This is a genomic window from Streptococcus sp. SR1 (genome assembly GCF_000526075.1).
Taxonomy (GTDB): Bacteria; Bacillota; Bacilli; order Lactobacillales; family Streptococcaceae; genus Streptococcus; species Streptococcus halitosis.
Genome location: NZ_JATR01000003.1, coordinates 1 through 25,193 on the forward strand (window position 1 = coordinate 1; position 25,193 = coordinate 25,193).

Sequence of the window (25,193 nt, forward strand, 5' to 3'; positions counted from 1 at the left end):
CCGAACACAGCAGTTAAGCCCTAGAACGCCGGAAGTAGTTGGGGGTTGCCCCCTGTGAGATATGGAAGTACGGCTTAGCTTTTATCCGCCATAGCTCAGTTGGTAGTAGCGCATGACTGTTAATCATGATGTCGTAGGTTCGAGTCCTACTGGCGGAGTACTGACAAAAAACGTTCAATTGAACGTTTTTTTATGTGACTATTAGTTCGTCTTGCTCCGTCAGGTGAAGTACATAGACGGGTAGTTATGACTTTTAAGTGAAGTAGATAGTTGAAAATCTAAGTCTTAGTTTTTGTACCTATAATTACCTCTTTATTTTATTTTTAGTTCGTTTAGCTTTAAATTCTTCTTTTATAGGATTTGAAGCTTTTTTAGTTCCTTTTTTTGTTAGACTAGTGTTAGTAATAAGAAAGGGAATTTTTATATGCTTCAGAAATTTTATGACCGAGCATTTGTTTTTTTGAAACTAGTTGAACAAGAATATGCCTCTTTAGGCCAGAGTTGTGCTGAGTGGGAATCACTTCATCTTCGTTTTTTACTATATTATTTAATCCGATTTAAAATAAAAAGTGACAGGGACTTTTCACTATATCACTTTAAAACAGCTTATCGTCTATATCTAGATGAATTCCTGCAAGGTGGTACAACTCTTATCCAATAAGAAACTCATAAATCATATATCACGAACAATAATCTGTATTGATTTTATATTTTTTAGGATTTTATTTAATTTTTAAGGTTTTGGATTTTGTTATTTACAGAAATCCCAAATCTTTTCTACTGTTTCTTCTTGATAAAAAAGTGTTTTTTTCTTATAATAAGTTGTAAGATATAATTGTGGGTGAAATTCCTGCCATGTGTATGAGAAAGGACGAGCTCCTAGTAGCTCAGACGAAATTTATTATGACTTCAGTTGTTGTTGTAGGTACCCAATGGGGCGATGAAGGTAAAGGAAAAATTACAGATTTTCTTTCAGCCAATGCGGAAGTGATTGCTCGTTACCAAGGTGGTGATAATGCAGGTCACACCATTGTTATTGATGGTAAAAAGTTTAAGTTGCACTTGATTCCATCTGGAATTTTCTTCCCTGAAAAAATTTCAGTTATTGGAAACGGTATGGTTGTAAACCCTAAATCTCTTGTGAAAGAATTGTCTTATCTGCATGAAGAAGGTGTTACAACAGATAATCTACGTATCTCTGATCGTGCGCATGTTATTTTGCCTTACCACATTGAGTTGGATCGCTTGCAAGAAGAGGCTAAAGGTGACAATAAGATTGGTACTACAATAAAGGGAATCGGTCCAGCCTATATGGACAAGGCAGCCCGTGTAGGTATCCGTATTGCAGATCTTTTGGATAAAGAAATTTTCCGTGAGCGTTTGGAACGCAATCTTGCGGAAAAGAATCGTTTGTTTGAAAAATTGTATGATAGTGAACCTATTTCAGTTGATGATATTTTTGAAGAGTATTATGAGTATGGTCAACAAATCAAGCAATACGTGACAGATACTTCTGTTATCTTGAACGATGCGCTTGATAATGGCAAACGTGTGCTGTTTGAAGGTGCGCAAGGTGTTATGTTGGATATTGACCAAGGTACTTATCCATTTGTTACTTCTTCAAACCCTGTCGCTGGTGGTGTAACAATTGGGTCTGGTGTTGGTCCAAGTAAGATTGACAAGGTTGTAGGTGTTTGTAAAGCCTATACGAGTCGTGTAGGGGACGGACCTTTCCCGACTGAATTGTTTGATGAAGTGGGAGATCGCATTCGCGAAGTAGGTCATGAATACGGTACAACAACTGGTCGTCCACGTCGTGTGGGTTGGTTTGACTCAGTTGTGATGCGTCACAGCCGCCGTGTATCTGGGATTACCAATCTTTCATTGAACTCTATAGATGTTTTGAGTGGTTTGGATACTGTGAAAATCTGTGTGGCCTATGATCTTGATGGTCAACGTATTGACTACTATCCTGCTAGTCTTGAGCAGTTGAAACGCTGCAAGCCAATCTATGAGAAATTGCCAGGTTGGTCAGAAGATATCACTGGAGTCCGTAATTTAGAAGACCTTCCTGAGAATGCACGTAACTATGTTCGTCGTGTAAGCGAGTTGGTTGGGGTTCGTATTTCTACTTTCTCAGTAGGTCCTGATCGTGAACAAACTAATATTTTAGAAAGTGTTTGGTCATAGGAGATTTTTAAGATTAGTTTAAGATAGGTCGGGTATACTATAGACAGTTACAAGAAGACCTCCTAACTTGTTGTAACAAATATCCTAAACTTTTCTTTTTCATAATAATCTCCCTATTAAGTCACCGCATTCGGTGGCTTTTTTTGTCTTGGGAATCATGATATAATAGAATCGACAAGTAGGAAAAGGAATAATCAATGAATTATACAGTTGAAGAAAAAGAAAGCTTCATGAGAGAGGCCTTGAAAGAGGCAGAAATTGCTCTAGAACACGATGAAATTCCAATTGGCTGTGTGATTGTCAAGGATGGAGAAATCATTGGTAGGGGGCATAATGCTCGTGAGGAGTTGCAACGGGCAGTCATGCATGCAGAAATCATGGCTATTGAAAATGCTAATCTGAGTGAAGAGAGCTGGCGTTTACTAGATTGCACCCTTTTTGTGACCATAGAGCCCTGTGTGATGTGTAGTGGGGCAATCGGGCTTGCCCGTATTCCAAACGTAGTCTACGGGGCTAAGAATCAGAAATTTGGTGCAGCTGGAAGTTTGTATGATATTTTGACAGATGAGCGTCTCAATCATCGTGTAAAGGTTGAAACGGGAGTTTTGGAGAGTGAGTGTGCAGCGATTATGCAGGATTTTTTCCGAAATCGACGGAAAAAATAATTTCTCTTTAAAAACAGAGGGGAATGTGGTATAATAAATAGTGGAGCAACAGTTCTGCGTGAAGCGGGTCAGGGGAGGAATCCAGCAGCCCTAAGCGATGTGAATTGTGTGCTCTTTTTTCGTGCTTTTTTCGAATAAATAAGATAAAATAGCCTAGAATAATGATAATAGAAAAGAGAAAAATATGAAAATTCGTGGTTTTGAATTGGTTTCGAGTTTTACAGATGAAAATTTATTGCCCAAGCGTGAGACAGCTCATGCGGCTGGCTATGACTTAAAGGTTGCCGTGCGTACGGTGATCGCACCAGGAGAGATTGTCTTAGTTCCGACAGGGGTTAAGGCTTATATGCAACCAACTGAGGTCCTCTACCTTTATGATCGCTCTTCAAACCCTCGTAAAAAGGGCTTGGTTTTAATTAACTCAGTTGGAGTTATTGATGGGGATTATTATGGCAATCCCGGGAATGAGGGACATATCTTTGCTCAGATGAAAAATATTACGGACCAGGAAGTAGTTCTTGAAGTTGGGGAACGTGTGGTTCAGGCTGTCTTTGCGCCTTTCTTAATTGCAGACGGAGATGAGGCAGACGGGGTTCGGACAGGTGGATTTGGTTCGACTGGGCACTAAGATGAAAATTATCTTTGTACGCCACGGGGAGCCAGATTATAGTATGCTTGATAAACTTGAAAATCCGCAACTCTATAGTGGTTTTGGTCGTGATTTAGCACCATTGACAGGAAAAGGTCGCAGTCTGGCAAAAGAAGTTGCTAAAACTGCATGTTTTGGAAAGGCAGAGATTATTATTTCATCGTCTGTGACGAGGGCTTTAGAAACAGCCCATTATATAGCAGTTGAAACAGGATTGGACTTATTTGTGGAGCCGTTTTTTCATGAGTGGCGTCCAGACTTAGATGGCACTAACTCTGATTTAACTAGTGTATTGGTAGCTCATGAATATTATCTAAAACATCAAGGAGGTTTATCTGAAGATTCTCCTTATCGCTATGAAACTGATCTAGAGATGCGTCATCGTTTTTTAAGAACTTTGGAAAAATATAAAAATTATAAAACTATTATCATTGTAACTCACGGAATGCTCATGCGCCAGTTTGTGCCAAATGAGAAGATTGATTTTTGCCAAGTGATTGAGTGTGAGTTAGAGATATAGAAAGAGGTTTATCATCGCAAAGAAAAAAGCGACATTTGTATGTCAAAATTGTGGGTATAATTCCCCTAAATATCTGGGACGTTGTCCTAACTGTGGGTCTTGGTCTTCTTTTGTAGAAGAGGTTGAGGGTGCAGAGGTCAAGAATGCGCGTGTGTCCTTGACAGGTGAGAAAACCAAGCCTATGAAACTGGCTGAGGTGACTTCAATCAACGTCAATCGAACCAAGACGGAGATGGAGGAATTCAACCGTGTGCTTGGAGGTGGAGTGGTACCAGGGAGTCTCGTCCTTATCGGTGGGGATCCAGGAATCGGGAAATCAACCCTTCTCCTACAAGTTTCAACCCAGTTGTCCCAAGTGGGTACGGTTCTCTATGTCAGTGGGGAGGAGTCTGCTCAGCAGATTAAGCTACGAGCAGAGCGCTTGGGAGATATTGATAGCGAGTTTTATCTCTATGCAGAAACCAATATGCAGAGCGTTCGAGCTGAGGTGGAGCGCATCCAACCAGATTTTCTCATCATCGACTCTATCCAGACCATTATGTCTCCTGAAATTTCAGGGGTGCAGGGGTCTGTTTCTCAGGTGCGTGAGGTGACAGCTGAACTCATGCAGTTGGCGAAGACTAATAACATTGCTATTTTTATCGTAGGGCATGTGACCAAGGAAGGAACCTTGGCTGGTCCACGTATGTTGGAACATATGGTGGATACGGTGCTTTACTTTGAAGGGGAACGTCACCATACCTTTCGTATCTTGAGAGCAGTCAAAAACCGTTTTGGTTCCACTAATGAGATTGGCATCTTTGAGATGCAGTCGGGCGGATTGGTTGAGGTGCTCAATCCGAGTCAAGTTTTCCTAGAAGAGCGTTTGGATGGGGCCACTGGTTCATCCATCGTGGTAACCATGGAAGGTACCCGTCCGATTTTGGCGGAGGTTCAAGCATTGGTGACACCGACCATGTTTGGAAATGCCAAGCGTACGACGACAGGGCTTGACTTCAATCGTGCAAGTCTAATTATGGCTGTTTTGGAAAAACGTGCAGGGCTTCTCTTGCAAAATCAGGATGCCTATCTCAAATCTGCTGGCGGTGTCAAATTGGATGAACCTGCCATTGACTTAGCTGTTGCGGTTGCCATTGCTTCAAGCTACAAGGACAAGCCTACCAATCCTCAGGAATGTTTTGTGGGTGAACTGGGCCTGACCGGAGAAATTCGACGCGTGAATCGTATCGAACAACGCATCAATGAAGCGGCAAAACTGGGCTTTACCAAGATTTATGTACCCAAGAATTCCTTGACAGGAATCACTCCACCCAAGGAAATTGAAGTCATTGGTGTGACAACGATTCAGGAAGTTTTGAAAAAGGTCTTTGCATAATCCGTGACAAATCTTCTTAAAAATGATAAGATAGGAGAAATATTTGATTGTCAAATTTTTGAGGAGGGAATCGTGTCGTATTTTGAACAGTTTATGCAAGCCAATCAGGCTTATGTTGCCCTACATGGGCAGTTAAATCTGCCACTTAAACCCAAAACCAGAGTAGCTATCGTGACCTGTATGGACTCACGTCTACACGTTGCGCAAGCTCTAGGTTTGGCCCTTGGGGATGCTCATATCTTGCGGAATGCGGGTGGTCGAGTAACTGAGGACATGATTCGTTCACTGGTGATTTCCCAGCAACAAATGGGGACAAGAGAAATCGTGGTGCTTCACCATACAGACTGTGGAGCTCAAACCTTTCAAAATGAAAGTTTTCATGAACATTTGAAACTCGAGCTTGGAGTTGATGTGTCTGGTCAAGACTTTTTACCATTTCAGGATGTTGAAGAGAGCGTGAGAGAGGATATGCAATTGCTTCAAGAATCTCCACTAATTCCTGATGATGTGGTTATTTCAGGTGCTGTCTATGATGTGGATACAGGAAGTATGAGAGAGGTATACTAACTTTGTCTCGAAAAAATCTCATCCTAGCATAAAATCGATTGTTAAAATGTAGGATTTTTAGTTTTAATATAGCTAATATAAAATAGTATAAAACAAGGGTATAAATGTTTGCTCTTGTTTTATTTTTGATTGAAAAATAAAGGAAAAAGCGCTACAATGGTAGATGGAAAATGTTGTGTAAAAAACAAGTGATACATAAATACCGGAGGAAATCATGTCTTTTTCTGATTTAAAGCTGTTTGCCCTTTCTTCTAATAGAGAATTGGCAGAGCGTGTGGCGCAAGAGATTGGGATAGAGTTGGGGAAATCGACTGTTCGCCAATTTTCAGATGGGGAGATTCAAGTCAACATAGAAGAATCAATCCGTGGAAAACACGTCTTTATCCTACAATCAACTAGTTCACCTGTAAATGATAATTTACTTGAAATTTTGATTATGGTGGACGCATTGAAGCGTGCTAGTGCAGAATCTGTCAATGTTGTTATGCCCTACTATGGCTATGCACGTCAGGATAGAAAAGCGCGCGCGCGTGAGCCAATCACTGCAAAACTCGTTGCAAACATGCTAGAAGTTGCTGGGGTAGATCGTTTGTTGACGATTGATTTGCACGCTGCACAGATTCAGGGATTCTTTGATATTCCTGTAGATCACTTGATGGGTGCTCCATTGATTGCGGACTATTTTGAACGTCGTGGCATGGTTGGCTCTGACTACGTGGTTGTCAGTCCAGACCATGGTGGGGTGACTCGTGCTCGTAAATTGGCGGAGTTTTTGAAAACTCCGATTGCGATTATTGACAAACGCCGTAGTGTAGACAAGATGAATACCAGTGAAGTGATGAACATCATTGGTAAAGTAGAAGGTAAGACTTGTATCTTGATTGACGATATGATCGATACAGCTGGAACTATTTGTCATGCAGCGGACGCTCTTGCTGAAGCAGGTGCTGTTGAAGTATATGCAAGCTGTACGCACCCAGTTCTTTCTGGGCCAGCTATGGACAATATCCAAAAATCAGCTATTAAAAAATTGGTTGTTTTGGATACCATCTACCTACCAGAAGAGCGTTTGATTGATAAGATTGAACAGATCTCTATTGCCCACCTCTTAGGAGATGCCATCGTTCGTATCCACGAAAAGCGTCCTCTTTCTCCTCTATTTTGTATTGAGAAAAAGATTTAATCTTTCACTTGAAATAGATCGTTCTCCTAGCAAGTTTCTTTTCTTGCTAGGAGATTTTTATAGTCAAAATCTGCAAGCCTTTTCAAAATATGCTATACTGAGAAAAAAGGAGGATCTCTATGAGTCAAGAATTTATCAATCCAAGTGATGGTGTAATCCGTCAGTATCTGGCGACCAGTAAAACGTTAGCGGTAGTGGGTTTGTCTGACCGTGAGGAAACAACTAGTAATCGAGTAACCAAGGAAATGCAAGCTCGGGGCTATAAAATCATTCCAGTTAATCCCAAGGCTGCAGGTGGGGAAATCTTGGGAGAAAAGGCTTATGCGAGTCTAGCTGAGATTCCTTTTCCTGTGGACATTGTCAATGTATACCGACGTAGCGAGTTTTTACCAGATGTGGCGCGTGATTTTCTCAAGGCTGATGCCAAGATTTTTTGGGCACAACTAGGGCTAGAAAATCTAGAAGCGGAAGAAATCCTGCGTGCTGGGGGATGCGATGACATTGTGATGAATCGCTGTATCAAGAGAGAACATACTCGCTTAATTCTTGAGCAATAAAAAGGTAGCCATGGGCTACCTTTTTTGTGTTATAAAGTACCAATCAATGCTTGCATGCCAAGACTGGTGAGGATGATGGCAATCCAGCAAAGGGCTCCGAGGACGATAGATTTACCACTGGATCTAACCATGGCAATCAGATTGGTTTTGAGACCGATGGCACTCATGGCCATGATGATAAAGAATTTAGAGAGTTGTTTGAGAGGGGTAAAGAAGCTACTGGGCACACCGAAAGAGGTAAGGAGAGTCGTTAAGAGGGAGGCCAGGATAAAATAAAGGATAAAAAGTGGGAAAACTTTTTTCAGTTGTACGCCTTGTTTATTTTCTTGCTGGCGACTTTGCCAGTAGGAGAGAAAGAGAGTGATGGGAATGATCGCTAAGGTGCGCGTGAGTTTAACAATGGTTGCGGACTCAAGGGTATTGGTTTGGTAAAGACTGTCCCAGGCGCTAGCTGTGGCCGTTACAGAAGAAGTATCGTTGACCGCAGTACCCGCAAAGAGGGCAAAGCCTTCGTTGGATAGGTGTAGCCAAGTTCCCAGGGTCGGAAAGATGAGTGCCGCTAAGACATTGAAGAAAAAGATAACGGAGATAGCTTGGGCTACTTCTTTTTCCTTGGCATGGATAACGGGTGCTGTCGCAGCAATGGCAGAACCACCACAAATCGAAGACCCCACTCCAATCAAGGTAGCCAATTTAGTATCCAAATCAAAAAAGCGCTGGAAGAGGTAGGCGACAATCAAGGAAATCGAAATGGTGGAGAGGATAACAGGGAGCGAAGATTGCCCGACCGCGAATACTTGCGAGATATTGAGACCAAAACCAAGCAAGATGACGGCATACTGGAGTAATTTTTTAGAACTAAAGGTCAAACCAGCATCTAGTTGTTTGTAGGGCGAGAGCCAGGGGTGTAGGAGCATTCCCATAAAGATTGCAAAAACAGGTGCACCAATAACAGGAAAGAACCCACCCAGATACCAAGCGAGAAGAGAAATCAAAAGGCAGGTGAAGATGCCTGCACCATTTTTTGATAGAAATGACATAAAAACCTCCAATCATAATCTGTTACCATTATAGACCTGTAAACAGGAAAAGTAAAATAGAAAGTGGAAAGCTATTCTATAATGTATTTTTGCGGTCGGGGGGCTTTTGTAGTATAATAGAGATACGTTTTGAGAGTAGGAGGTATCTATGGACTTAACTAAGCGCTTTAATAAACAATTAGATAAGATTCAAGTTTCGTTGATTCGTCAGTTTGACCAGGCTATTTCGGAGATTCCTGGGGTCTTGCGTTTGACCTTGGGAGAACCTGATTTTACAACGCCAGATCATGTTAAGGAAGCGGCTAAGCGAGCCATCGACCAGAACCAATCCTACTATACAGGGATGAGTGGTCTGTTAACATTACGTCAGGCAGCCAGTGATTTTGTAAAAGAAAAATACCAGCTAGATTACAATCCTGAAAATGAGATCTTGGTTACAATTGGGGCGACAGAGGCTTTATCGGCTACTTTGACAGCTATTTTGGAAGAGGGAGATAAGGTGCTCTTGCCAGCTCCTGCCTATCCAGGTTATGAGCCGATTGTCAATCTAGTTGGGGCAGAGGTTGTCGAGATTGATACGACTGAAAATGGTTTTGTCTTGACTCCTGAGATGTTGGAAAAGGCTATTTTGGAGCAAGGCGACAAGCTCAAGGCGGTCATTCTCAACTATCCAGCCAATCCGACAGGAATTACCTATAGTCGGGAGCAGTTGGAAGCCTTGGCGGACGTTTTACGCAAGTATGAGATTTTCGTTGTCTGTGATGAGGTTTACTCAGAATTAACCTATACAGGCGAAGCCCATGTATCTTTGGGAACTATGCTGAGAGATCAGGCTATTATTATCAATGGTTTATCTAAGTCTCATGCTATGACTGGTTGGCGTTTAGGCTTTATCTTTGCTCCTGCAGCCTTTACAGCCCAGTTGATCAAGAGTCACCAATACTTGGTCACTGCCGCAAACACTATGGCTCAACATGCTGCAGTGGAAGCCTTGACGGCTGGTAAAAACGACGCAGAGCCTATGAAGAAGGAATACATTCAGCGTCGAGATTATATCATCGAAAAGATGACTGCTCTTGGTTTTGAGATTATCAAACCAGATGGGGCCTTCTATATATTTGCTAAGATTCCAGCAGGTTACAATCAAGACTCCTTTGCTTTTCTTAAGGATTTTGCCTATAAGAAGGCCGTTGCCTTTATCCCTGGTGCCGCCTTTGGACGCTACGGAGAAGGCTATGTTCGCCTATCTTATGCAGCTAGCATGGAGACTATCAAAGAAGCCATGAAACGACTTGAGGAGTACATGAAAGAAGCATGATTCAGTCTATCACGAGTCAAGGCTTGGTGCTCTACAATCGTAATTTTCGTGAGGATGACAAGTTAGTCAAGATTTTTACCGAGCAGGCTGGCAAGCGCATGTTTTTCGTCAAACACGCTGGTCAGTCCAAACTAGCTCCGGTTATTCAGCCCTTGGTGTTGGCTCGGTTTCTCTTGCGAATCAATGATGATGGGCTCAGCTATATCGAGGACTACCATGAGGTGATGACTTTTTCAAAGATTAATAGCGATCTCTTTGTCATGGCCTATGCGACCTACGTAGCAGCTCTTGCAGATGCTAGTTTGCAGGATAACCAGCAGGATGCTCCCTTGTTTGCTTTTTTGCAAAAGACTTTGGAGTTGATGGAAGAGGGTTTAGATTATCAGGTTTTGACCAATATTTTTGAAATTCAAATCTTGACTCGATTTGGAATTAGTCTCAATTTTAATGAGTGTGTCTTTTGCCATCGGGTCGGTCAGGCCTTTGACTTTTCTTTCAAATATGGAGCTTGTCTTTGCCCAGAGCATTATCATGAAGATGAGAGACGTTGCCATCTGAATCCCAATATTCCTTATCTACTCAATCAATTTCAAGCCATTGATTTTGAGACCTTGGAGACCATTTCGCTCAAGCCTGAAATCAAGCAAGACTTGCGCAAGTTTATAGACCAAATCTACGAAGAGTATGTTGGAATTCACCTAAAATCAAAGAAATTTATTGATTCCCTAGCAGACTGGGGGCAATTACTAAAAGAGGAAGACAAATGAAAAAAATTGCAGTAGATGCTATGGGGGGCGATTATGCACCTCAAGCTATCGTTGAGGGTGTCAATCAAGCCCTTGCTGACTTTTCAGATATTGAGATTCAACTCTATGGAGACGAAAGCAAAATCAAGCAATATCTAACAGCGACAGAACGCGTCAGCATTATCCATACGGATGAGAAGATTGATTTTGATGATGAACCTACAAAAGCTATTCGTAAGAAGAAAAATGCCAGTATGGTATTAGCGGCTAAGGCAGTCAAAGAAGGAGAGGCAGACGCTGTCCTCTCGGCTGGGAATACAGGTGCCTTGTTGGCTGCAGGATTCTTCATTGTAGGTCGTATCAAGAATATCGACCGTCCTGGACTCATGTCGACCTTACCGACCATTGATGGCAAAGGCTTTGACATGCTAGATCTTGGAGCCAATGCGGAAAATACAGCCCATCATCTGCACCAATACGCTGTTTTGGGTTCCTTTTATGCGAAAAATGTTCGTGGGATTTCGAAACCACGTGTTGGTTTGCTCAATAATGGAACAGAAAGTAGCAAGGGTGATCCTCTTCGTAAGGAAACCTACGCCTTGCTAGCAGCTGATGAAAGCTTGAATTTTGTCGGAAACGTGGAAGCGCGTGATTTGATGAGTGGCGTTGCGGATGTTGTTGTGGCAGATGGTTTCACGGGAAACGCTGTGCTCAAATCTATTGAAGGGACAGCTATGGGAATTATGGGCTTGCTCAAGACAGCTATCACAGGTGGTGGTCTTCGAGCGAAACTAGGTGCTCTTCTTCTCAAGGATAGCCTTAAAGGTTTGAAAAAGCAACTCAACTATTCAGATGTTGGTGGAGCAGTCTTGTTTGGTGTTAAGGCACCGGTTGTCAAGACTCATGGCTCAAGTGATGCCAAGGCTGTGTATAGTACGATTCGCCAGATTCGTACCATGCTAGAAACAGACGTAGTCGCCCAGACTGCGCGTGAATTTTCAGGAGAATAAAAAGATGACAGAAAAAGAAATTTTTGACCGTATTGTAACCATTATCCAAGAGCGACAGGGAGAGGACTTTGTCGTAACAGAAGCCTTGAGTTTGAAAGATGACCTAGATGCGGACTCAGTGGACTTGATGGAGTTCGTCTTGACACTAGAAGATGAATTCGGAATTGAAATCAGTGATGAGGAAATTGACCAACTGCAAAGTGTAGGAGATGTGGTAGCAGTTGTCAAAAGTAAAGAATAGCAAAAAGCAACATGATTTGCATGTTGCTTTTTTGTTTTGCAGAAAAAAGAAAAATTTTTAGTGGGAATTACGAATAAAGAGATGAGAAAGATAAAAGGAGGAATGTTTATGTATGTGACTGGTCTTTATCCGTGGTTCATTAAGTGGCTTTTAAAATAAAAATGAATGAATTGTTCATTTTTGAATTGTTTTTCGAATAGATAGGTAAGGAAAAAGGGAAGGAGATTACGCGATGTATTTACCAATCTTATTGCCATGGTTTATCAAATGGTATTTGAAATAAATGAAATTTACCTGCTCATTTTCAATCATTTTTCGAATAGATAAGTGAGAAGAAAAGGAAGGGGAGAAATGATTTCAGTTATTTTCCCAATCTGGATTTAAAAATGGTTTAAGATCTAGAAGTCGTAAACTAAAAAATAGAAATAAAGGAGAAAAAAGATGACAAACTTTGACAAAATGGAACAGAACTTTGTAGCTCTTACAGAAGAAGAGTTGATGGATGTGGATGGGGGGATTGCTTGGGAGGTAGTCTCTGTGGGTATTGCGATTGGCTGGGGGATTTATCAAGTTGGTGAAGCTGCTGGTAAAACATTCTACTACATTACTCATCCATAGTTTTTGATAAATATGAGCAAGAAAACATTTTGGATTATACTACTCGTTATTACAATTGTGGTGACTGCCGTTGGTTTAGGATTGTCTGCATATAATTATTACGTTTTTGATAGACCTTTTTTCAACAGTACTACTAAAGGCCTGTTGTCTGCATTTGTTATGAGTGTATTGATGATTATTATCGGTGTATTAAAAGAAAACTAATTTTTATTATTAAAATGGAGGACAAATATGTCAAATTTACAAACTATTGAACAAAATTATACTACGTTAAGTGATATTGAATTGCAAGAAGTTGATGGTGGGGGAGTGTTACTTGTGGTTGGTGGTGGTATTTTGGCTATCGGACTGTTAGCTTGGGGGGCATATAATGGTTATCAGTCGGCAGCACGAGGTGGATAAAAAATAGTAGATTGTTTTTTAGTAAATAGGAGTCTGCTATGAAACAATTCTTATTAGGATTTGCTGAGGGGTATTTTGTCGTATCGATCATTATTTATATCGCAACGTATTTGATTATGAAAAATCCGATCAATACCTTGTTTTATCCAGAAACCTATCCAATTCTACTTGGTCTATTTTATGTAGGATACAAGTACAAAACAAAAGAAAGTACGATTGGGAATTGATGGACCATCAGATTGGAGTTTGAGATGAAAGTTGTTCAATTACTACGAAAATCTTGGCCAGAGACCACTGTATTGTTTAGCTCGATGGCTTATCTAATTATTAGACTCATGGCTGATATAAACAAGATACATCTACCTACATGGTTTGAATGTTTTGACATACCTAGAATTTCATCATCCTTGATGACATTTATCTCGCTTTATAGAAATATCATTTCAGAATAGTTTATTTCTAGGCATTCATTTTTTAACGGTTACTTTAAACAGGCAGAACTTTTGTTCTGCCTTTTTACATTTAAATGATAGTTTATGTTTTTTAAGGTGCGTTTTAGGTACAAAAATGGTTTATTTAGGAATATTTTCCTGTTTTTATCCTTATTTGGTTAAAATAATCTTACAAATTTTTAAAGAGATTAATAGAAAAAGGAGATGGATATGAAATTTGGGAAAAGGCACTATCGTCCCCAGGTGGATCAGATGGATTGTGGCGTGGCTTCCTTGGCCATGGTATTTGGCTACTATGGTAGTTATTACTCCTTAGCTCACTTGCGAGAGTTAGCCAAGACGACCATGGATGGGACAACTGCATTGGGTCTTGTAAAGGTAGCAGAGGAGATTGGTTTTGAAACACGGGCTATCAAGGCGGATATGACACTCTTTGATTTGTCCGATTTGACCTTTCCTTTTGTGGCCCATGTGCTCAAGGAAGGGAAGTTGCTCCACTACTATGTGGTGATAGGTCAGGATAAAAAGCACATTCATATCGCTGATCCAGATCCTAGTGTTAAGCTGACCAAGATTTCCCGTGAGCGATTTGAGCAAGAATGGACAGGGGTTAGTATTTTTATGGCACCATCACCGGACTATAAACCTCATAAGGAGAAAAAACAGGGACTCCTATCCTTCTTGCCGATCTTACTCAAACAGCGTGGCTTGATTACCAATATCGTCCTAGCGACACTCTTGGTAACCTTGATCAATATTGTGGGTTCCTACTACCTTCAGTCCATCATTGATAGTTACGTGCCAGACCAGATGCGCTCGACCTTGGGCATTATCTCAATAGGACTAGTCATCGTCTATATCCTCCAGCAGATTTTGTCTTATGCGCAAGAATACCTCTTACTTGTTCTGGGGCAACGGTTGTCCATCGATGTGATTTTGTCCTATATCAAGCATGTTTTTCATCTGCCGATGTCCTTTTTCGCGACACGCAGGACAGGAGAGATCGTATCTCGCTTTACGGACGCCAATAGCATCATCGATGCGCTAGCGTCGACCATTCTGTCTATCTTTTTGGATGTGTCGACGATTTTGATTATCTCACTTGTTTTATTTTCACAAAATACCAATCTCTTTTTCATGACTTTATTGGCACTTCCCATCTATACCGTGATCATCTTTGCCTTTATGAAGCCTTTTGAAAAGATGAATCGGGATACCATGGAAGCCAATGCGGTTCTGTCTTCCTCTATCATTGAGGACATCAATGGTATTGAGACGATTAAGTCCTTGACCAGTGAAAGCTCACGCTATCAAAAGATTGATAAGGAATTTGTAGCTTATCTGAAAAAATCCTTTACCTATAGTCGGGCAGAAAGTCAGCAAAAGGCTCTGAAAAAAGTTGCTCAGCTCCTGCTCAATGTTGCCGTTCTCTGGCTGGGAGCTATTCTGGTCATGGATGGGAAAATGAGTTTGGGCCAGCTGATTACCTATAACACCCTGCTAGTTTACTTTACCAATCCTTTGGAAAATATCATTAACCTACAAACCAAACTTCAGACAGCGCAGGTTGCCAATAATCGCTTAAATGAGGTTTATCTAGTAGCTTCGGAGTTTGAGGAGAAGAAAACGGTAGAAGATTTGAGCATGATGAAGGGAGAGATGACCTTCAAGCAGGTTCACTATAAGTATGGCTATGGTCGTGATGTCTTGTCGGATATCAATTTGACCATTCCGCAAGGGTCTAAGGTAGCTTTTGTGGGGATTTCAGGGTCAGGTAAGACGACCTTAGCCAAGATGATGGTTAATTTCTATGACCCTAGTCAGGGAGAGATTAGCCTGGGTGGTGTCAATCTCAATCAGATTGATAAAAAATCCTTGCGTCAGTATATCAACTACCTACCTCAACAGCCCTATGTCTTTAATGGGACGATTTTGGAGAATCTGCTCCTTGGAGCCAAGGAAGGGACGACTCAGGAAGATATCTTACGAGCGGTTGAATTGGCTGAGATTCGAGAAGATATCGAGCGGATGCCGCTGAATTATCAGACAGAATTGACTTCGGATGGGGCAGGTATTTCTGGGGGGCAACGGCAGAGAATTGCTTTGGCGCGTGCTCTTTTAACGGATGCGCCTGTTCTGATATTGGACGAGGCGACCAGCAGTCTGGATATCTTGACAGAGAAGCGGATCGTGGATAATCTCATGGCTTTAGACAAGACCTTGATTTTCATTGCTCACCGCTTGACCATTGCTGAGCGGACAGAGAAGGTTGTTGTCTTGGATCAGGGCAAGATTGTCGAAGAAGGCAACCATGCAGACTTGCTTGCCCGAGGTGAATTTTACGCCCATTTGGTCAATAGCTAGAAAGAGGAGAAGATGAAACCAGAATTTTTAGAAAGCGCAGAGTTTTACCATCGTCGTTACCATAATTTTTCCAGTCGCGTGATTGTACCCATGTCGCTTTTGCTCGTGTTTCTGTTTGGATTTGCAGTCTTTGCAGAGAAGGAGATTAGTTTGTCTACTAGAGCTACTATCGAACCTAGTCGAATCATTTCCAACATCCAGTCGACTAGCAATCAACGTATTGTGGCCAATTATCTAGAAGAGAACAAACTTGTCAAGCAGGGTGATCTACTCGTTCAGTACCAGCAAGGGGCGGAAGCTGTCCAAGCGGAGGCCTATGCTAGTCAGTTGGACATGCTCAAGGATCAAAAAAAGCAGTTGGAGTATTTGCAGAAGAGCCTGCAAGAAGGGGGGGAACCACTTTCCAGAGGAGGATAAGTTTGGATATCAGGAGATGTTTCGAGACTATCTCAGCCAAGCTAGTAGTCTTAGGAGCAATGTTTCGCAGCAAAATGCCAACATCTCCTCGCAGAATGCGGCAGCTAGTCAAACCCAAGCCGAAATCGGCAACCTCATTAGTCAAACAGAGGCTAAAATTCGCGATTACCAGACAGCTAAGTCGGCGATTGAAACAGGAGATCAACTGGATAGTCAAAATGTAGCCTACTCATTTTATCAGACCTATAAAAATCAAGGTGCAGAAGATCCACGAGCTAAATCGCAAGTTATTGCTCAGGTGGATGTACAAATCGCCCAGCTAGAGTCTGGTTTAGCTACTTATCGTGTGCAGTATGCGGGTTCTGGAGCTCAACAAGCCTACGCAAGTGGACTGGATAGTCAGCTTGAATCCCTCAAGTCTCAGCACCTAGTCAAAGTCGGTCAAGAATTAACCCTTTTGGATCAGAAAATTTTGGAGGCAGAGTCGGGTAAGAAAGTCCAAGGAGGTCTGCTGGACAAGGGGAAAATTATAGCAAGCGAGGACGGTGTGCTTCACCTTAATCCTGAAACCAGTGATTCTACCATGGTTGCAGAAGGCACCTTGCTCGCTCAACTCTACCCAGCCTTGGAACGAGAAGGTAAAACTAAACTCACAGCTTATCTCAGTTCAAAAGATGTTGCAAGGCTCAAGGTCGGTGATTCTGTTCGTTTCACTACAAGCAAAGATGCCAACAAAGAGCTCGTTCTTGTTTCTGCCATTACGAATATTGATGCGATAGCTACCAAGACTGAAAAGGGAAATTTCTTTAAAATAGAGGCGGAGACCAGTCTGACTCCTGAGCAGGCAGAACAACTTCGCTATGGGGTGGAAGGTCGCCTGCAGATGATTACAGGCAGGAAAAGTTATCTACGTTATTATTTGGATCAATTTTTGAACCAAGAGTAATGTTCGTGTTTTTAGAGTTAAATGATTTTAAAACTGTAAGAGAAGCTTATCTTGCAGTTTTTCTTTATGCTTAAAATAGGAAAACGTTATTTATTCGTAAAAATCTTGAATTTTTCATACTTTTGTGGTAGAATGTGCTCAAGTAAAACGAAAGGCGAACTTTAAAATGTCAAAACAACTAATCTATTCGGGAAAAGCTAAAGACATCTATACAACAGAGGATGAAAATCTCATTATTTCAACTTACAAGGACCAGGCGACTGCCTTCAACGGTATCAAGAAGGAGCAGATTGCGGGCAAGGGAGTCTTGAATAATCAGATTTCATCTTTTATTTTTGAGAAATTAAATGCGGCTGGTGTGGCGACTCACTTTGTGGAGAAAATTTCGGACACGGAACAACTCAATAAAAAGGTGGAGATTATTCCTTTGGAAGTTGTGCTCCGCAACTACACGGCTGGTTCCTTTTCAAAACGTTTTGGCGTAGAAGAAGGTATCGCATTTGAGACTCCAATTGTCGAATTTTACTATAAAAATGATGATTTGGATGATCCCTTTATCAATGACGAGCATGTGAAATTCCTTAAAATTGCGGATGACCAGCAGATTGTTTACTTGAAGGAAGAAACCCGTCGTATCAATGAGCTCTTGAAGGCTTGGTTTGCTGAGATTGGCCTCAAATTGATTGACTTTAAGCTAGAGTTTGGTTTTGACAAGGATGGCAAGATTATCTTGGCAGACGAATTTTCGCCAGATAACTGCCGTTTATGGGATGCGGATGGTAACCACATGGACAAGGATGTTTTCCGTAGAGGTCTAGGTGAACTAACAGACGTTTACGAAGTTGTTTGGGAAAAATTGCAAGAGCTGAAATAAAGGAATAAGAATTGATGGATAAACGTATTTTTGTTGAAAAAAAGGCTGATTTTCAGGTCAAGTCAGAGAGTTTGGTAAGAGAACTCCAGCACAACTTGGGACTGTCAACTTTGAAAAGTATTCGCATTGTGCAAGTTTATGATGTTTTTGACTTGTCAGAGGACTTGTTTGCACCTGCAGAAAAACATATCTTCTCTGAGCAGGTGACAGACCATGTCTTGGATGAAGCGGTTGTGCAGGCTGATCTTTCCAATTATGCTTTCTTTGCCATCGAAAGCTTGCCGGGGCAGTTTGACCAGCGTGCGGCATCTTCACAGGAAGCCTTGCTTTTGCTGGGAAGTTCTAGTGACGTAACGGTCAATACAGCTCAACTTTACTTGGTTAATAAAGATATTGATGCGACTGAATTGGACGCGGTCAAGAACTACCTGCTCAATCCAGTGGATTCACGTTTCAAGGACATCAAAACAGGGATTGCCAAACAGGAATTTTCAGAGTCAGACAAGACCATTCCAAAATTGACTTTCTTTGAAAGCTATACAGCAGAAGACTTTGCCCGCTACAAGGCCGAGCAAGGGATGGCTATGGAAGTGGATGATTTGCTCTTTATCCAAGACTATTTCAAGTCAATCGGGCGCGTGCCAACTGAGACTGAACTCAAGGTTTTGGATACTTACTGGTCTGACCATTGTCGTCACACGACTTTTGAGACTGAGTTGAAGAACATTGATTTCTCAGCTTCTAAATTTCAAAAACAATTACAGGCAACCTATGACAAATATATCGCTATGCGCGAGGAATTAGGTCGTTCTGAAAAACCGCAAACCTTGATGGATATGGCGACTATTTTTGGTCGTTATGAGCGTGCTAATGGACGTTTGGATGATATGGAAGTGTCAGACGAAATCAATGCTTGCTCAGTAGAAATCGAAGTGGATGTGAATGGAGTGAAAGAGCCATGGCTCCTCATGTTCAAGAATGAAACCCACAACCACCCAACGGAAATTGAACCATTTGGTGGAGCGGCTACTTGTATCGGTGGTGCTATTCGTGACCCATTGTCAGGTCGCTCATATGTCTACCAAGCCATGCGTATCTCAGGTGCTGGTGATATTACAGCACCGATTTCGGAAACTCGTGCTGGTAAATTGCCACAACAAGTGATTTCTAAAACAGCGGCCCATGGTTATTCTTCATACGGGAATCAGATTGGTCTTGCAACGACCTACGTTCGTGAGTACTTCCACCCAGGATTTGTAGCCAAACGCATGGAGCTGGGTGCTGTTGTTGGGGCTGCTCCAAAAGAGAATGTTGTCCGTGAAAAACCGGAAGCGGGAGATGTGATTATCCTTCTTGGTGGTAAGACAGGACGTGATGGTGTCGGTGGTGCGACAGGGTCTTCTAAGGTTCAAACGGTTGAGTCTGTGGAGACTGCTGGTGCCGAGGTTCAAAAAGGAAATGCCATCGAAGAACGCAAGATTCAGCGCCTCTTCCGCAATGGCGATGTCACTCGTCTCATCAAGAAATCTAACGACTTTGGTGCGGGTGGTGTCTGTGTGGCTATCGGTGAATTGGCAGATGGTCTTGAAATCGACCTCAACAAGGTTCCTCTTAAATACCAAGGCTTGAATGGAACAGAAATTGCGATCTCTGAATCACAAGAACGGATGGCAGTTGTGGTGCGTCCTGAGGATGTAGATGCCTTCGTTGCAGAATGTAATAAAGAAAATATTGACGCTGTTGTTGTGGCAACAGTGACTGAAAAACCAAATCTTGTCATGCACTGGAATGGGGAAACCATCGTCGACTTGGAACGTCGTTTCCTTGATACAAACGGTGTGCGTGTAGTCGTTGATGCAAAGGTGGTGGACAAGGATGTCGAACTTCCAGAAGAACGTCAAACATCTGCTGACACACTTGAAGCTGATACCCTTGCGGTTCTATCTGATCTCAACCATGCGAGTCAAAAAGGATTGCAAACTATCTTTGACTGTTCGGTCGGTCGTTCTACAGTCAATCACCCGCTTGGTGGTCGTTACCAACTCACACCGACTGAGGCATCTGTACAAAAATTGCCAGTTCAACATGGTGTGACTCATACTGCGTCTGTTATGGCTCAAGGATTCAATCCTTATGTAGCAGAATGGTCTCCATACCACGGTGCTGCCTATGCAGTGATCGAAGCAACCGCTCGTTTGGTTGCGACTGGTGCAAACTGGTCCAAGGCCCGCTTCTCTTATCAAGAGTATTTCGAGCGCATGGATAAACAAGCAGAGCGTTTTGGTCAGCCAGTAGCAGCTCTCCTAGGTTCTATCGAAGCACAAATCCAGCTTGGCTTGCCATCTATCGGTGGTAAGGACTCTATGTCTGGTACCTTTGAAGAATTGACCGTACCACCAACCTTGGTCGCTTTTGGAGTTACGACAGCGGATAGCCGTAAGGTGCTTTCTCCAGAGTTCAAGAATGTTGGTGAAAACATCTACTACATCCCAGGTCAAGCCCTCTCTGCAGAGATTGATTTTGATTTGATTAAGTCTAACTTTGCTCAGTTTGAAGCCATCCTAGCTGACCACAAAGTAACATCTGCATCAGCTGTCAAATATGGTGGTGTCCTTGAAAGCTTAGCTCTTGCTACCTTTGGAAATCATATTGGTGCAGAGGTAACCTTGCCTGAACTTGAGACAGCCTTGACAGCTCAATTAGGCGGATTTGTCTTCACATCTCCTCAAGAAATCGCTGAAGCAGAGAAAATCGGTCAAACGAAAGCAGACTTTACACTCCTTGTCAACGGTGTGAAGCTAGATGGACAGAAACTTGACAGTGCCTTTCAAGGAAAATTGGAAGAAGTTTACCCTACTGAATTTGCTCAAGCTAAAGAATTGGCTGAAGTGCCAGCTGTCGCTTCTGACGCAGTCATCAAAGCCAAGGCAACTATTGAAAAACCGGTGGTTTACATCCCAGTCTTCCCAGGAACCAACTCAGAATATGATTCAGCAAAAGCTTTTGAAAAAGAAGGTGCAGAAGTCAACTTGGTGCCATTCGTGACCTTGAATGGAGAAGCCATTGTCAAGTCAGTTGAAACCATGGTTGACAATATCGGCAAGGCAAACATTCTCTTCTTTGCAGGTGGATTCTCAGCTGCGGATGAGCCGGATGGATCAGCTAAATTTATTGTCAATATCTTGCTCAATGAAAAAGTGCGTGCAGCCATTGATAGCTTTATCGCTCGTGGTGGCTTGATTATCGGTATCTGTAATGGATTCCAGGCTCTTGTCAAATCAGGTCTTCTTCCATACGGTAACTTCGAGGATGCAAGCAGCACTAGTCCAACCCTCTTCTACAATGATGCCAACCAGCACGTGGCCAAGATGGTGGAAACTCGGATTGCCAATACCAACTCACCATGGTTGGCTGGAGTGCAAGTGGGCGATATCCACGCCATTCCAGTATCGCACGGTGAAGGGAAGTTTGTCGTGACGGCTGAGGAATTCGCTGAGCTCCGTGACAATGGACAAATTTTCAGCCAATACGTTGATTTTGACGGCAAACCAAGCATGGACTCTAAGTACAATCCAAATGGTTCTGTAAATGCCATCGAAGGAATTACTAGCAAGAATGGTCAAATCATCGGTAAAATGGGACACTCAGAACGTTATGAAGATGGTCTTTTCCAAAATATTCCAGGAAATAAAGACCAGCACCTGTTCGCGTCGGCGGTTAAATACTTTACTGGAAAATAAGACTTACAGATTTTCTAATAGATAGTATCAGTAATGTAAAAGTCATGTAGATTTAGCTCTTGGTGCTACACAAATAAAAATTAGGTATAAAAAATGACATACGAAGTAAAATCTCTTAATGAAGAATGTGGTGTTTTCGGTATCTGGGGGCATCCAGATGCTGCTAAATTGACCTATTTTGGTCTCCATAGTCTTCAGCACCGTGGTCAGGAAGGGGCAGGAATCCTCTCCAATGATCAGGGGCAATTGAAGCGTCATCGTGATATGGGGCTTTTATCAGAAGTGTTTAGAAATCCAGCTAATTTGGATAAACTGACTGGAACGAGCGCGATTGGGCATGTTCGTTATGCGACTGCTGGCGAAGCTTCTGTAGATAATATCCAGCCCTTCCTCTTCCGCTTTCACGATATGCAGTTTGGATTGGCTCATAACGGAAACTTGACCAATGCCGAATCGCTCAAGAAAGAATTGGAACAAAGAGGAGCTATTTTCAGTTCAACTTCGGACTCGGAAATCTTGGCTCACCTCATTCGTCGAAGTCACAATCCGAACTTGATGGGCAAAATCAAAGAGGCGCTCAGCCTTGTCAAAGGTGGATTTGCTTATATCCTGCTGTTTGAAGACAAGTTGATTGCTGCGCTTGATCCTAATGGCTTTCGTCCGCTTTCAATCGGGAAAATGGCCAATGGAGCGGTGGTGGTTTCGTCTGAAACCTGTGCCTTTGAGGTCATCGGTGCCGAGTGGATTCGTGATGTAAAACCAGGAGAAATTGTGATTGTGGATGACAATGGCATCCAGTACGATAGCTATACGAATGATACCCAATTGGCGATTTGCTCTATGGAGTATATCTATTTTGCTCGTCCTGACTCTAATATCCATGGTGTCAACGTCCATACAGCTCGCAAACGTATGGGGGCCCAATTAGCGCGTGAGTTCAAGCACGAAGCGGATATCGTGGTCGGTGTGCCAAATTCCTCGCTCAGCGCAGCTATGGGATTTGCAGAAGAATCTGGTCTGCCAAATGAAATGGGTCTCATCAAGAACCAATACACGCAACGCACCTTTATCCAACCGACTCAAGAATTGCGGGAGCAAGGGGTGCGGATGAAACTGTCTGCTGTTTCGGGTGTTGTCAAAGGCAAACGTGTGGTGATGATTGATGATTCCATTGTTCGTGGGACAACCTCTCGCCGTATCGTTCAGCTTTTGAAAGAAGCGGGTGCTTCTGAAGTTCACGTTGCTATTGGCAGTCCAGCGCTAGCTTATCCATGTTTTTACGGGATTGATATCCAGACGCGTCAGGAGCTGATTGCGGCCAATCATACGGTCGAAGAAACTCGCCAAATCATTGGTGCGGATAGCCTGACCTATCTTTCGATTGATGGCTTGATTGATTCTATCGGGATTGAAACAGATGCGCCAAACGGTGGTCTTTGTGTCGCTTACTTTGACGGCGACTACCCAACTCCTCTCTACGACTATGAGGAAGAATATCGTAGAAGCTTGGGGGATAAGACCAGTTTTTACAAATAGACGGATAAAGACTCTCCATGAAAGGAAAGGAAGAGAAGATGACAAATAAAAATGCTTATGCGCCACGTCTCACTACTGACTAAAAGCTAAAGCATTTGTCAGTAGACGCTTTGTCTTATGGGACCAAAGCTAGAGCCCTGACTAGTATTTTTAGATAAAATAATTGTTTATCTAAAAATACGTCGCAATCTTCTCAAAGAAAAGGAAAAATAAAATGGCAAATAAAAATGCGTATGCCCAGTCGGGTGTAGATGTTGAAGCGGGTTATGAAGTTGTTGAGCGGATCAAAAAGCATGTGGCTCGTACGGAGCGTGCGGGTGTTATGGGAGCTCTTGGTGGCTTTGGTGGCATGTTTGACCTTTCAAAAACAGGTGTCAAAGAGCCAGTCTTGATTTCGGGGACAGATGGTGTCGGGACCAAGCTCATATTGGCCATCAAGTATGATAAGCATGATACGATTGGGCAAGACTGTGTGGCCATGTGTGTCAACGATATTATCGCTGCAGGTGCGGAGCCCCTCTATTTCCTCGACTATGTCGCAACTGGTAAAAATGAACCAGCTAAACTAGAACAAGTCGTTGCTGGTGTGGCAGAAGGCTGTGTGCAGGCAGGCGCAGCCCTCATCGGTGGGGAAACAGCTGAAATGCCAGGTATGTATGGCGAAGATGACTATGACCTGGCTGGTTTTGCGGTCGGTGTGGCAGAAAAATCTCAAATCATTGACGGTTCAAAGGTGGCAGAAGGTGATGTTCTTCTCGGACTTGCGTCAAGTGGGATTCACTCAAATGGTTACTCCCTGGTTCGCCGTGTTTTTGCCGACTACACGGGTGAGGAAGTCTTGCCAGAATTGGAAGGCAAGGAACTCAAGGAAGTCCTTCTTGAGCCGACTCGTATCTATGTCAAGGCTGTTTTGCCACTCATCAAGGAAGGTTTGGTAAACGGTATTGCCCACATCACTGGTGGTGGATTTATCGAGAATGTCCCTCGTATGTTTGCGGATGACCTGGCTGCTGAGATTGAGGAAAGCAAAGTTCCAGTCCTCCCGATTTTCAAAGCCCTTGAAAAATACGGTCAAATCAAGCATGAGGAAATGTTTGAAATCTTCAATATGGGTGTGGGACTCATGTTGGCAGTTAGCCCTGAAAATGTAGGTCGCGTCAAGGAATTGCTGGATGAACCAGTTTATGAAATTGGTCGCATCGTCAAGAAAGAAAACGAAAGTGTCATCATCAAATGAAAAAAATAGCGGTTTTTGCCTCTGGTAATGGCTCGAATTTTCAGGTGATTGCCGAAGAATTTCCGGTAGAGTTTGTCTTTTCAGACCATCGTGACGCCTATGTGCTCGAGCGTGCAGAAAAGCTCGGCGTCCTGTCCTATGCTTTTGAACTCAAGGAGTTTGAGAACAAGGCGGACTACGAAGCTGCTCTTGTCGAACTCTTGGAAGAACACCAGATTGACTTGGTTTGCCTCGCTGGCTACATGAAAATCGTTGGGCCAACCTTATTGGCAGCTTATGAGGGCCGAATTATCAACATTCATCCAGCCTACCTGCCCGAATTTCCAGGAGCTCATGGGATTGAGGACGCTTGGAATGCTGGGGGTGCTGAGAGCGGCGTGACCATTCACTGGGTGGATTCCGGAGTGGATACAGGAAAGGTTATCAAACAAGTGCGTGTACCACGTCTAGCTGGTGATACGATTGAAAACTTTGAAGCTCGCATTCATGAAGCGGAGTACAAGTTGTATCCAGAGGCTATTAGAGAATTGTTGGACAAGTAAATGA

General features: G+C 42.7%; 23 protein-coding genes, 1 tRNA gene, 1 other RNA gene and 1 pseudogene. 25 read left to right on the forward strand and 1 reads right to left on the reverse strand.

The features are described 5' to 3' along the window. Positions 1-84 precede the first annotated feature (84 nt). The 11 genes from HMPREF1518_RS00960 (at position 85) to HMPREF1518_RS01005 (ending at position 7,706) form a co-directional block, all read left to right on the forward strand. Positions 85-158, forward strand: a tRNA-Asn gene (locus tag HMPREF1518_RS00960). Positions 159-424: 266 nt separating this feature from the next. Beyond that, positions 425-661, forward strand: a complete 237-nt coding sequence (gene comW / locus HMPREF1518_RS10955; protein ID WP_000939505.1) for a sigma(X)-activator ComW — start codon at positions 425-427, stop codon at positions 659-661. A 242-nt stretch (positions 662-903) separates the two neighbouring features. Further along, on the forward strand, positions 904-2,190 hold the full coding sequence (locus tag HMPREF1518_RS00970) for an adenylosuccinate synthase (RefSeq protein WP_033583615.1): 1,287 nt from the start codon (positions 904-906) through the stop codon (positions 2,188-2,190). A 197-nt stretch (positions 2,191-2,387) separates the two neighbouring features. Further along, complete coding sequence (tadA, locus tag HMPREF1518_RS00975; protein ID WP_033583534.1) at positions 2,388-2,855, forward strand: tRNA adenosine(34) deaminase TadA; 468 nt, start codon at positions 2,388-2,390, stop codon at positions 2,853-2,855. 32 nt (positions 2,856-2,887) lie between these two features. Beyond that, positions 2,888-2,981: signal recognition particle sRNA small type (gene ffs, locus HMPREF1518_RS10490), an RNA gene on the forward strand. 58 nt (positions 2,982-3,039) lie between these two features. Next, complete coding sequence (locus HMPREF1518_RS00980; protein ID WP_000701988.1) at positions 3,040-3,483, forward strand: dUTP diphosphatase; 444 nt, start codon at positions 3,040-3,042, stop codon at positions 3,481-3,483. A 1-nt stretch (position 3,484) separates the two neighbouring features. Next, positions 3,485-4,024, forward strand: a complete 540-nt coding sequence (locus tag HMPREF1518_RS00985; RefSeq protein ID WP_000691249.1) for a histidine phosphatase family protein — start codon at positions 3,485-3,487, stop codon at positions 4,022-4,024. Between the two features lie 13 nt (positions 4,025-4,037). Next, complete coding sequence (gene radA / locus HMPREF1518_RS00990; RefSeq protein WP_081730775.1) at positions 4,038-5,399, forward strand: DNA repair protein RadA; 1,362 nt, start codon at positions 4,038-4,040, stop codon at positions 5,397-5,399. 72 nt (positions 5,400-5,471) lie between these two features. After that, positions 5,472-5,966 (forward strand): beta-class carbonic anhydrase, encoded by a 495-nt coding sequence (locus tag HMPREF1518_RS00995; RefSeq protein WP_033583535.1) that lies wholly within the window; start codon positions 5,472-5,474, stop codon positions 5,964-5,966. Positions 5,967-6,180: 214 nt separating this feature from the next. Then, the gene (locus HMPREF1518_RS01000) at positions 6,181-7,149 is read left to right on the forward strand and encodes a ribose-phosphate diphosphokinase (RefSeq protein WP_000010177.1); all 969 of its coding nucleotides are present in this window, start codon (positions 6,181-6,183) and stop codon (positions 7,147-7,149) included. A 119-nt stretch (positions 7,150-7,268) separates the two neighbouring features. Then, positions 7,269-7,706 carry a CoA-binding protein gene (locus tag HMPREF1518_RS01005; protein ID WP_033583537.1) on the forward strand — a complete coding sequence of 146 codons (438 nt, stop codon included), beginning with the start codon at positions 7,269-7,271 and terminating at the stop codon, positions 7,704-7,706. A gap of 29 nt (positions 7,707-7,735) precedes the next feature. On the opposite strand, the gene HMPREF1518_RS01010 is transcribed toward HMPREF1518_RS01005, so the two are convergent. Continuing rightward, positions 7,736-8,746: a YeiH family protein gene (locus tag HMPREF1518_RS01010; protein WP_033583539.1), complete on the reverse strand. Its 1,011-nt coding sequence runs from the start codon at positions 8,744-8,746 to the stop codon at positions 7,736-7,738. Positions 8,747-8,894: 148 nt separating this feature from the next. Here HMPREF1518_RS01010 and HMPREF1518_RS01015 point away from each other — a divergent pair, with 148 nt between their 5' ends. The 14 genes and pseudogenes from HMPREF1518_RS01015 (at position 8,895) to purN (ending at position 25,189) form a co-directional block, all read left to right on the forward strand. Next, entirely contained in the window at positions 8,895-10,064 is a 1,170-nt protein-coding gene (locus tag HMPREF1518_RS01015) for a pyridoxal phosphate-dependent aminotransferase (RefSeq protein WP_033583540.1), read from the forward strand. Beyond that, entirely contained in the window at positions 10,061-10,831 is a 771-nt protein-coding gene (recO, locus tag HMPREF1518_RS01020) for a DNA repair protein RecO (protein ID WP_000616151.1), read from the forward strand. The genes HMPREF1518_RS01015 and recO overlap by 4 nt, the downstream gene beginning before the upstream one ends. After that, positions 10,828-11,820 carry a phosphate acyltransferase PlsX gene (plsX, locus tag HMPREF1518_RS01025; protein WP_033583543.1) on the forward strand — a complete coding sequence of 331 codons (993 nt, stop codon included), beginning with the start codon at positions 10,828-10,830 and terminating at the stop codon, positions 11,818-11,820. Before recO ends, plsX begins: the two co-directional genes overlap by 4 nt. A 4-nt stretch (positions 11,821-11,824) precedes the next feature. After that, a complete protein-coding gene (locus HMPREF1518_RS01030; RefSeq protein ID WP_000136441.1) occupies positions 11,825-12,061 on the forward strand; it encodes an acyl carrier protein in 237 nt (78 codons plus the stop codon). Between the two features lie 441 nt (positions 12,062-12,502). After that, on the forward strand, positions 12,503-12,679 hold the full coding sequence (locus HMPREF1518_RS01035; RefSeq protein WP_007522553.1) for a class IIb bacteriocin, lactobin A/cerein 7B family: 177 nt from the start codon (positions 12,503-12,505) through the stop codon (positions 12,677-12,679). Between the two features lie 231 nt (positions 12,680-12,910). Next, the gene (locus tag HMPREF1518_RS01040; RefSeq protein WP_007522555.1) at positions 12,911-13,081 is read left to right on the forward strand and encodes a H354_08695 family bacteriocin-like peptide; all 171 of its coding nucleotides are present in this window, start codon (positions 12,911-12,913) and stop codon (positions 13,079-13,081) included. 38 nt (positions 13,082-13,119) lie between these two features. Further along, positions 13,120-13,308: a hypothetical protein gene (locus HMPREF1518_RS01045; protein ID WP_033583546.1), complete on the forward strand. Its 189-nt coding sequence runs from the start codon at positions 13,120-13,122 to the stop codon at positions 13,306-13,308. A 435-nt stretch (positions 13,309-13,743) separates the two neighbouring features. Next, the gene (gene comA / locus HMPREF1518_RS01050; RefSeq protein WP_033583548.1) at positions 13,744-15,897 is read left to right on the forward strand and encodes a peptide cleavage/export ABC transporter ComA; all 2,154 of its coding nucleotides are present in this window, start codon (positions 13,744-13,746) and stop codon (positions 15,895-15,897) included. A 12-nt stretch (positions 15,898-15,909) separates the two neighbouring features. Further along, a pseudogene (comB, locus tag HMPREF1518_RS01055) lies at positions 15,910-17,260 on the forward strand (competence pheromone export protein ComB). A gap of 166 nt (positions 17,261-17,426) precedes the next feature. Further along, on the forward strand, positions 17,427-18,134 hold the full coding sequence (purC, locus tag HMPREF1518_RS01060; protein ID WP_033583550.1) for a phosphoribosylaminoimidazolesuccinocarboxamide synthase: 708 nt from the start codon (positions 17,427-17,429) through the stop codon (positions 18,132-18,134). Between the two features lie 14 nt (positions 18,135-18,148). Then, positions 18,149-21,874 (forward strand): phosphoribosylformylglycinamidine synthase, encoded by a 3,726-nt coding sequence (locus tag HMPREF1518_RS01065; protein WP_033583552.1) that lies wholly within the window; start codon positions 18,149-18,151, stop codon positions 21,872-21,874. Between the two features lie 93 nt (positions 21,875-21,967). Then, positions 21,968-23,410 (forward strand): amidophosphoribosyltransferase, encoded by a 1,443-nt coding sequence (purF, locus tag HMPREF1518_RS01070; RefSeq protein ID WP_000220657.1) that lies wholly within the window; start codon positions 21,968-21,970, stop codon positions 23,408-23,410. A 214-nt stretch (positions 23,411-23,624) separates the two neighbouring features. Continuing rightward, entirely contained in the window at positions 23,625-24,647 is a 1,023-nt protein-coding gene (gene purM, locus HMPREF1518_RS01075) for a phosphoribosylformylglycinamidine cyclo-ligase (protein WP_033583554.1), read from the forward strand. Then, the gene (gene purN, locus HMPREF1518_RS01080) at positions 24,644-25,189 is read left to right on the forward strand and encodes a phosphoribosylglycinamide formyltransferase (protein ID WP_007522571.1); all 546 of its coding nucleotides are present in this window, start codon (positions 24,644-24,646) and stop codon (positions 25,187-25,189) included. The genes purM and purN overlap by 4 nt, the downstream gene beginning before the upstream one ends. Positions 25,190-25,193: the final 4 nt, after the last annotated feature.

What these genes read in the sequence shown, in the direction of transcription:
- recO (WP_000616151.1), top strand. Translation starts at nt 10,061, where the DNA reads ATGATTCAGTCTATCACGAGTCAAGGCTTGGTGCTCTACAATCGTAAT.
- purC (WP_033583550.1), top strand. Translation starts at nt 17,427, where the DNA reads ATGTCAAAACAACTAATCTATTCGGGAAAAGCTAAAGACATCTATACA.
- HMPREF1518_RS01005 (WP_033583537.1), top strand. Translation starts at nt 7,269, where the DNA reads ATGAGTCAAGAATTTATCAATCCAAGTGATGGTGTAATCCGTCAGTAT.
- HMPREF1518_RS01030 (WP_000136441.1), top strand. Translation starts at nt 11,825, where the DNA reads ATGACAGAAAAAGAAATTTTTGACCGTATTGTAACCATTATCCAAGAG.
- HMPREF1518_RS00985 (WP_000691249.1), top strand. Translation starts at nt 3,485, where the DNA reads ATGAAAATTATCTTTGTACGCCACGGGGAGCCAGATTATAGTATGCTT.
- HMPREF1518_RS01065 (WP_033583552.1), top strand. Translation starts at nt 18,149, where the DNA reads ATGGATAAACGTATTTTTGTTGAAAAAAAGGCTGATTTTCAGGTCAAG.
- tadA (WP_033583534.1), top strand. Translation starts at nt 2,388, where the DNA reads ATGAATTATACAGTTGAAGAAAAAGAAAGCTTCATGAGAGAGGCCTTG.
- plsX (WP_033583543.1), top strand. Translation starts at nt 10,828, where the DNA reads ATGAAAAAAATTGCAGTAGATGCTATGGGGGGCGATTATGCACCTCAA.
- comW (WP_000939505.1), top strand. Translation starts at nt 425, where the DNA reads ATGCTTCAGAAATTTTATGACCGAGCATTTGTTTTTTTGAAACTAGTT.
- purF (WP_000220657.1), top strand. Translation starts at nt 21,968, where the DNA reads ATGACATACGAAGTAAAATCTCTTAATGAAGAATGTGGTGTTTTCGGT.
- HMPREF1518_RS01040 (WP_007522555.1), top strand. Translation starts at nt 12,911, where the DNA reads ATGTCAAATTTACAAACTATTGAACAAAATTATACTACGTTAAGTGAT.
- HMPREF1518_RS01000 (WP_000010177.1), top strand. Translation starts at nt 6,181, where the DNA reads ATGTCTTTTTCTGATTTAAAGCTGTTTGCCCTTTCTTCTAATAGAGAA.
- HMPREF1518_RS00980 (WP_000701988.1), top strand. Translation starts at nt 3,040, where the DNA reads ATGAAAATTCGTGGTTTTGAATTGGTTTCGAGTTTTACAGATGAAAAT.
- HMPREF1518_RS01010 (WP_033583539.1), bottom strand. Translation starts at nt 8,746, where the DNA reads ATGTCATTTCTATCAAAAAATGGTGCAGGCATCTTCACCTGCCTTTTG.
- comA (WP_033583548.1), top strand. Translation starts at nt 13,744, where the DNA reads ATGAAATTTGGGAAAAGGCACTATCGTCCCCAGGTGGATCAGATGGAT.
- HMPREF1518_RS01015 (WP_033583540.1), top strand. Translation starts at nt 8,895, where the DNA reads ATGGACTTAACTAAGCGCTTTAATAAACAATTAGATAAGATTCAAGTT.
- purN (WP_007522571.1), top strand. Translation starts at nt 24,644, where the DNA reads ATGAAAAAAATAGCGGTTTTTGCCTCTGGTAATGGCTCGAATTTTCAG.
- purM (WP_033583554.1), top strand. Translation starts at nt 23,625, where the DNA reads ATGGCAAATAAAAATGCGTATGCCCAGTCGGGTGTAGATGTTGAAGCG.
- HMPREF1518_RS01045 (WP_033583546.1), top strand. Translation starts at nt 13,120, where the DNA reads ATGAAACAATTCTTATTAGGATTTGCTGAGGGGTATTTTGTCGTATCG.
- HMPREF1518_RS01035 (WP_007522553.1), top strand. Translation starts at nt 12,503, where the DNA reads ATGACAAACTTTGACAAAATGGAACAGAACTTTGTAGCTCTTACAGAA.
- HMPREF1518_RS00970 (WP_033583615.1), top strand. Translation starts at nt 904, where the DNA reads ATGACTTCAGTTGTTGTTGTAGGTACCCAATGGGGCGATGAAGGTAAA.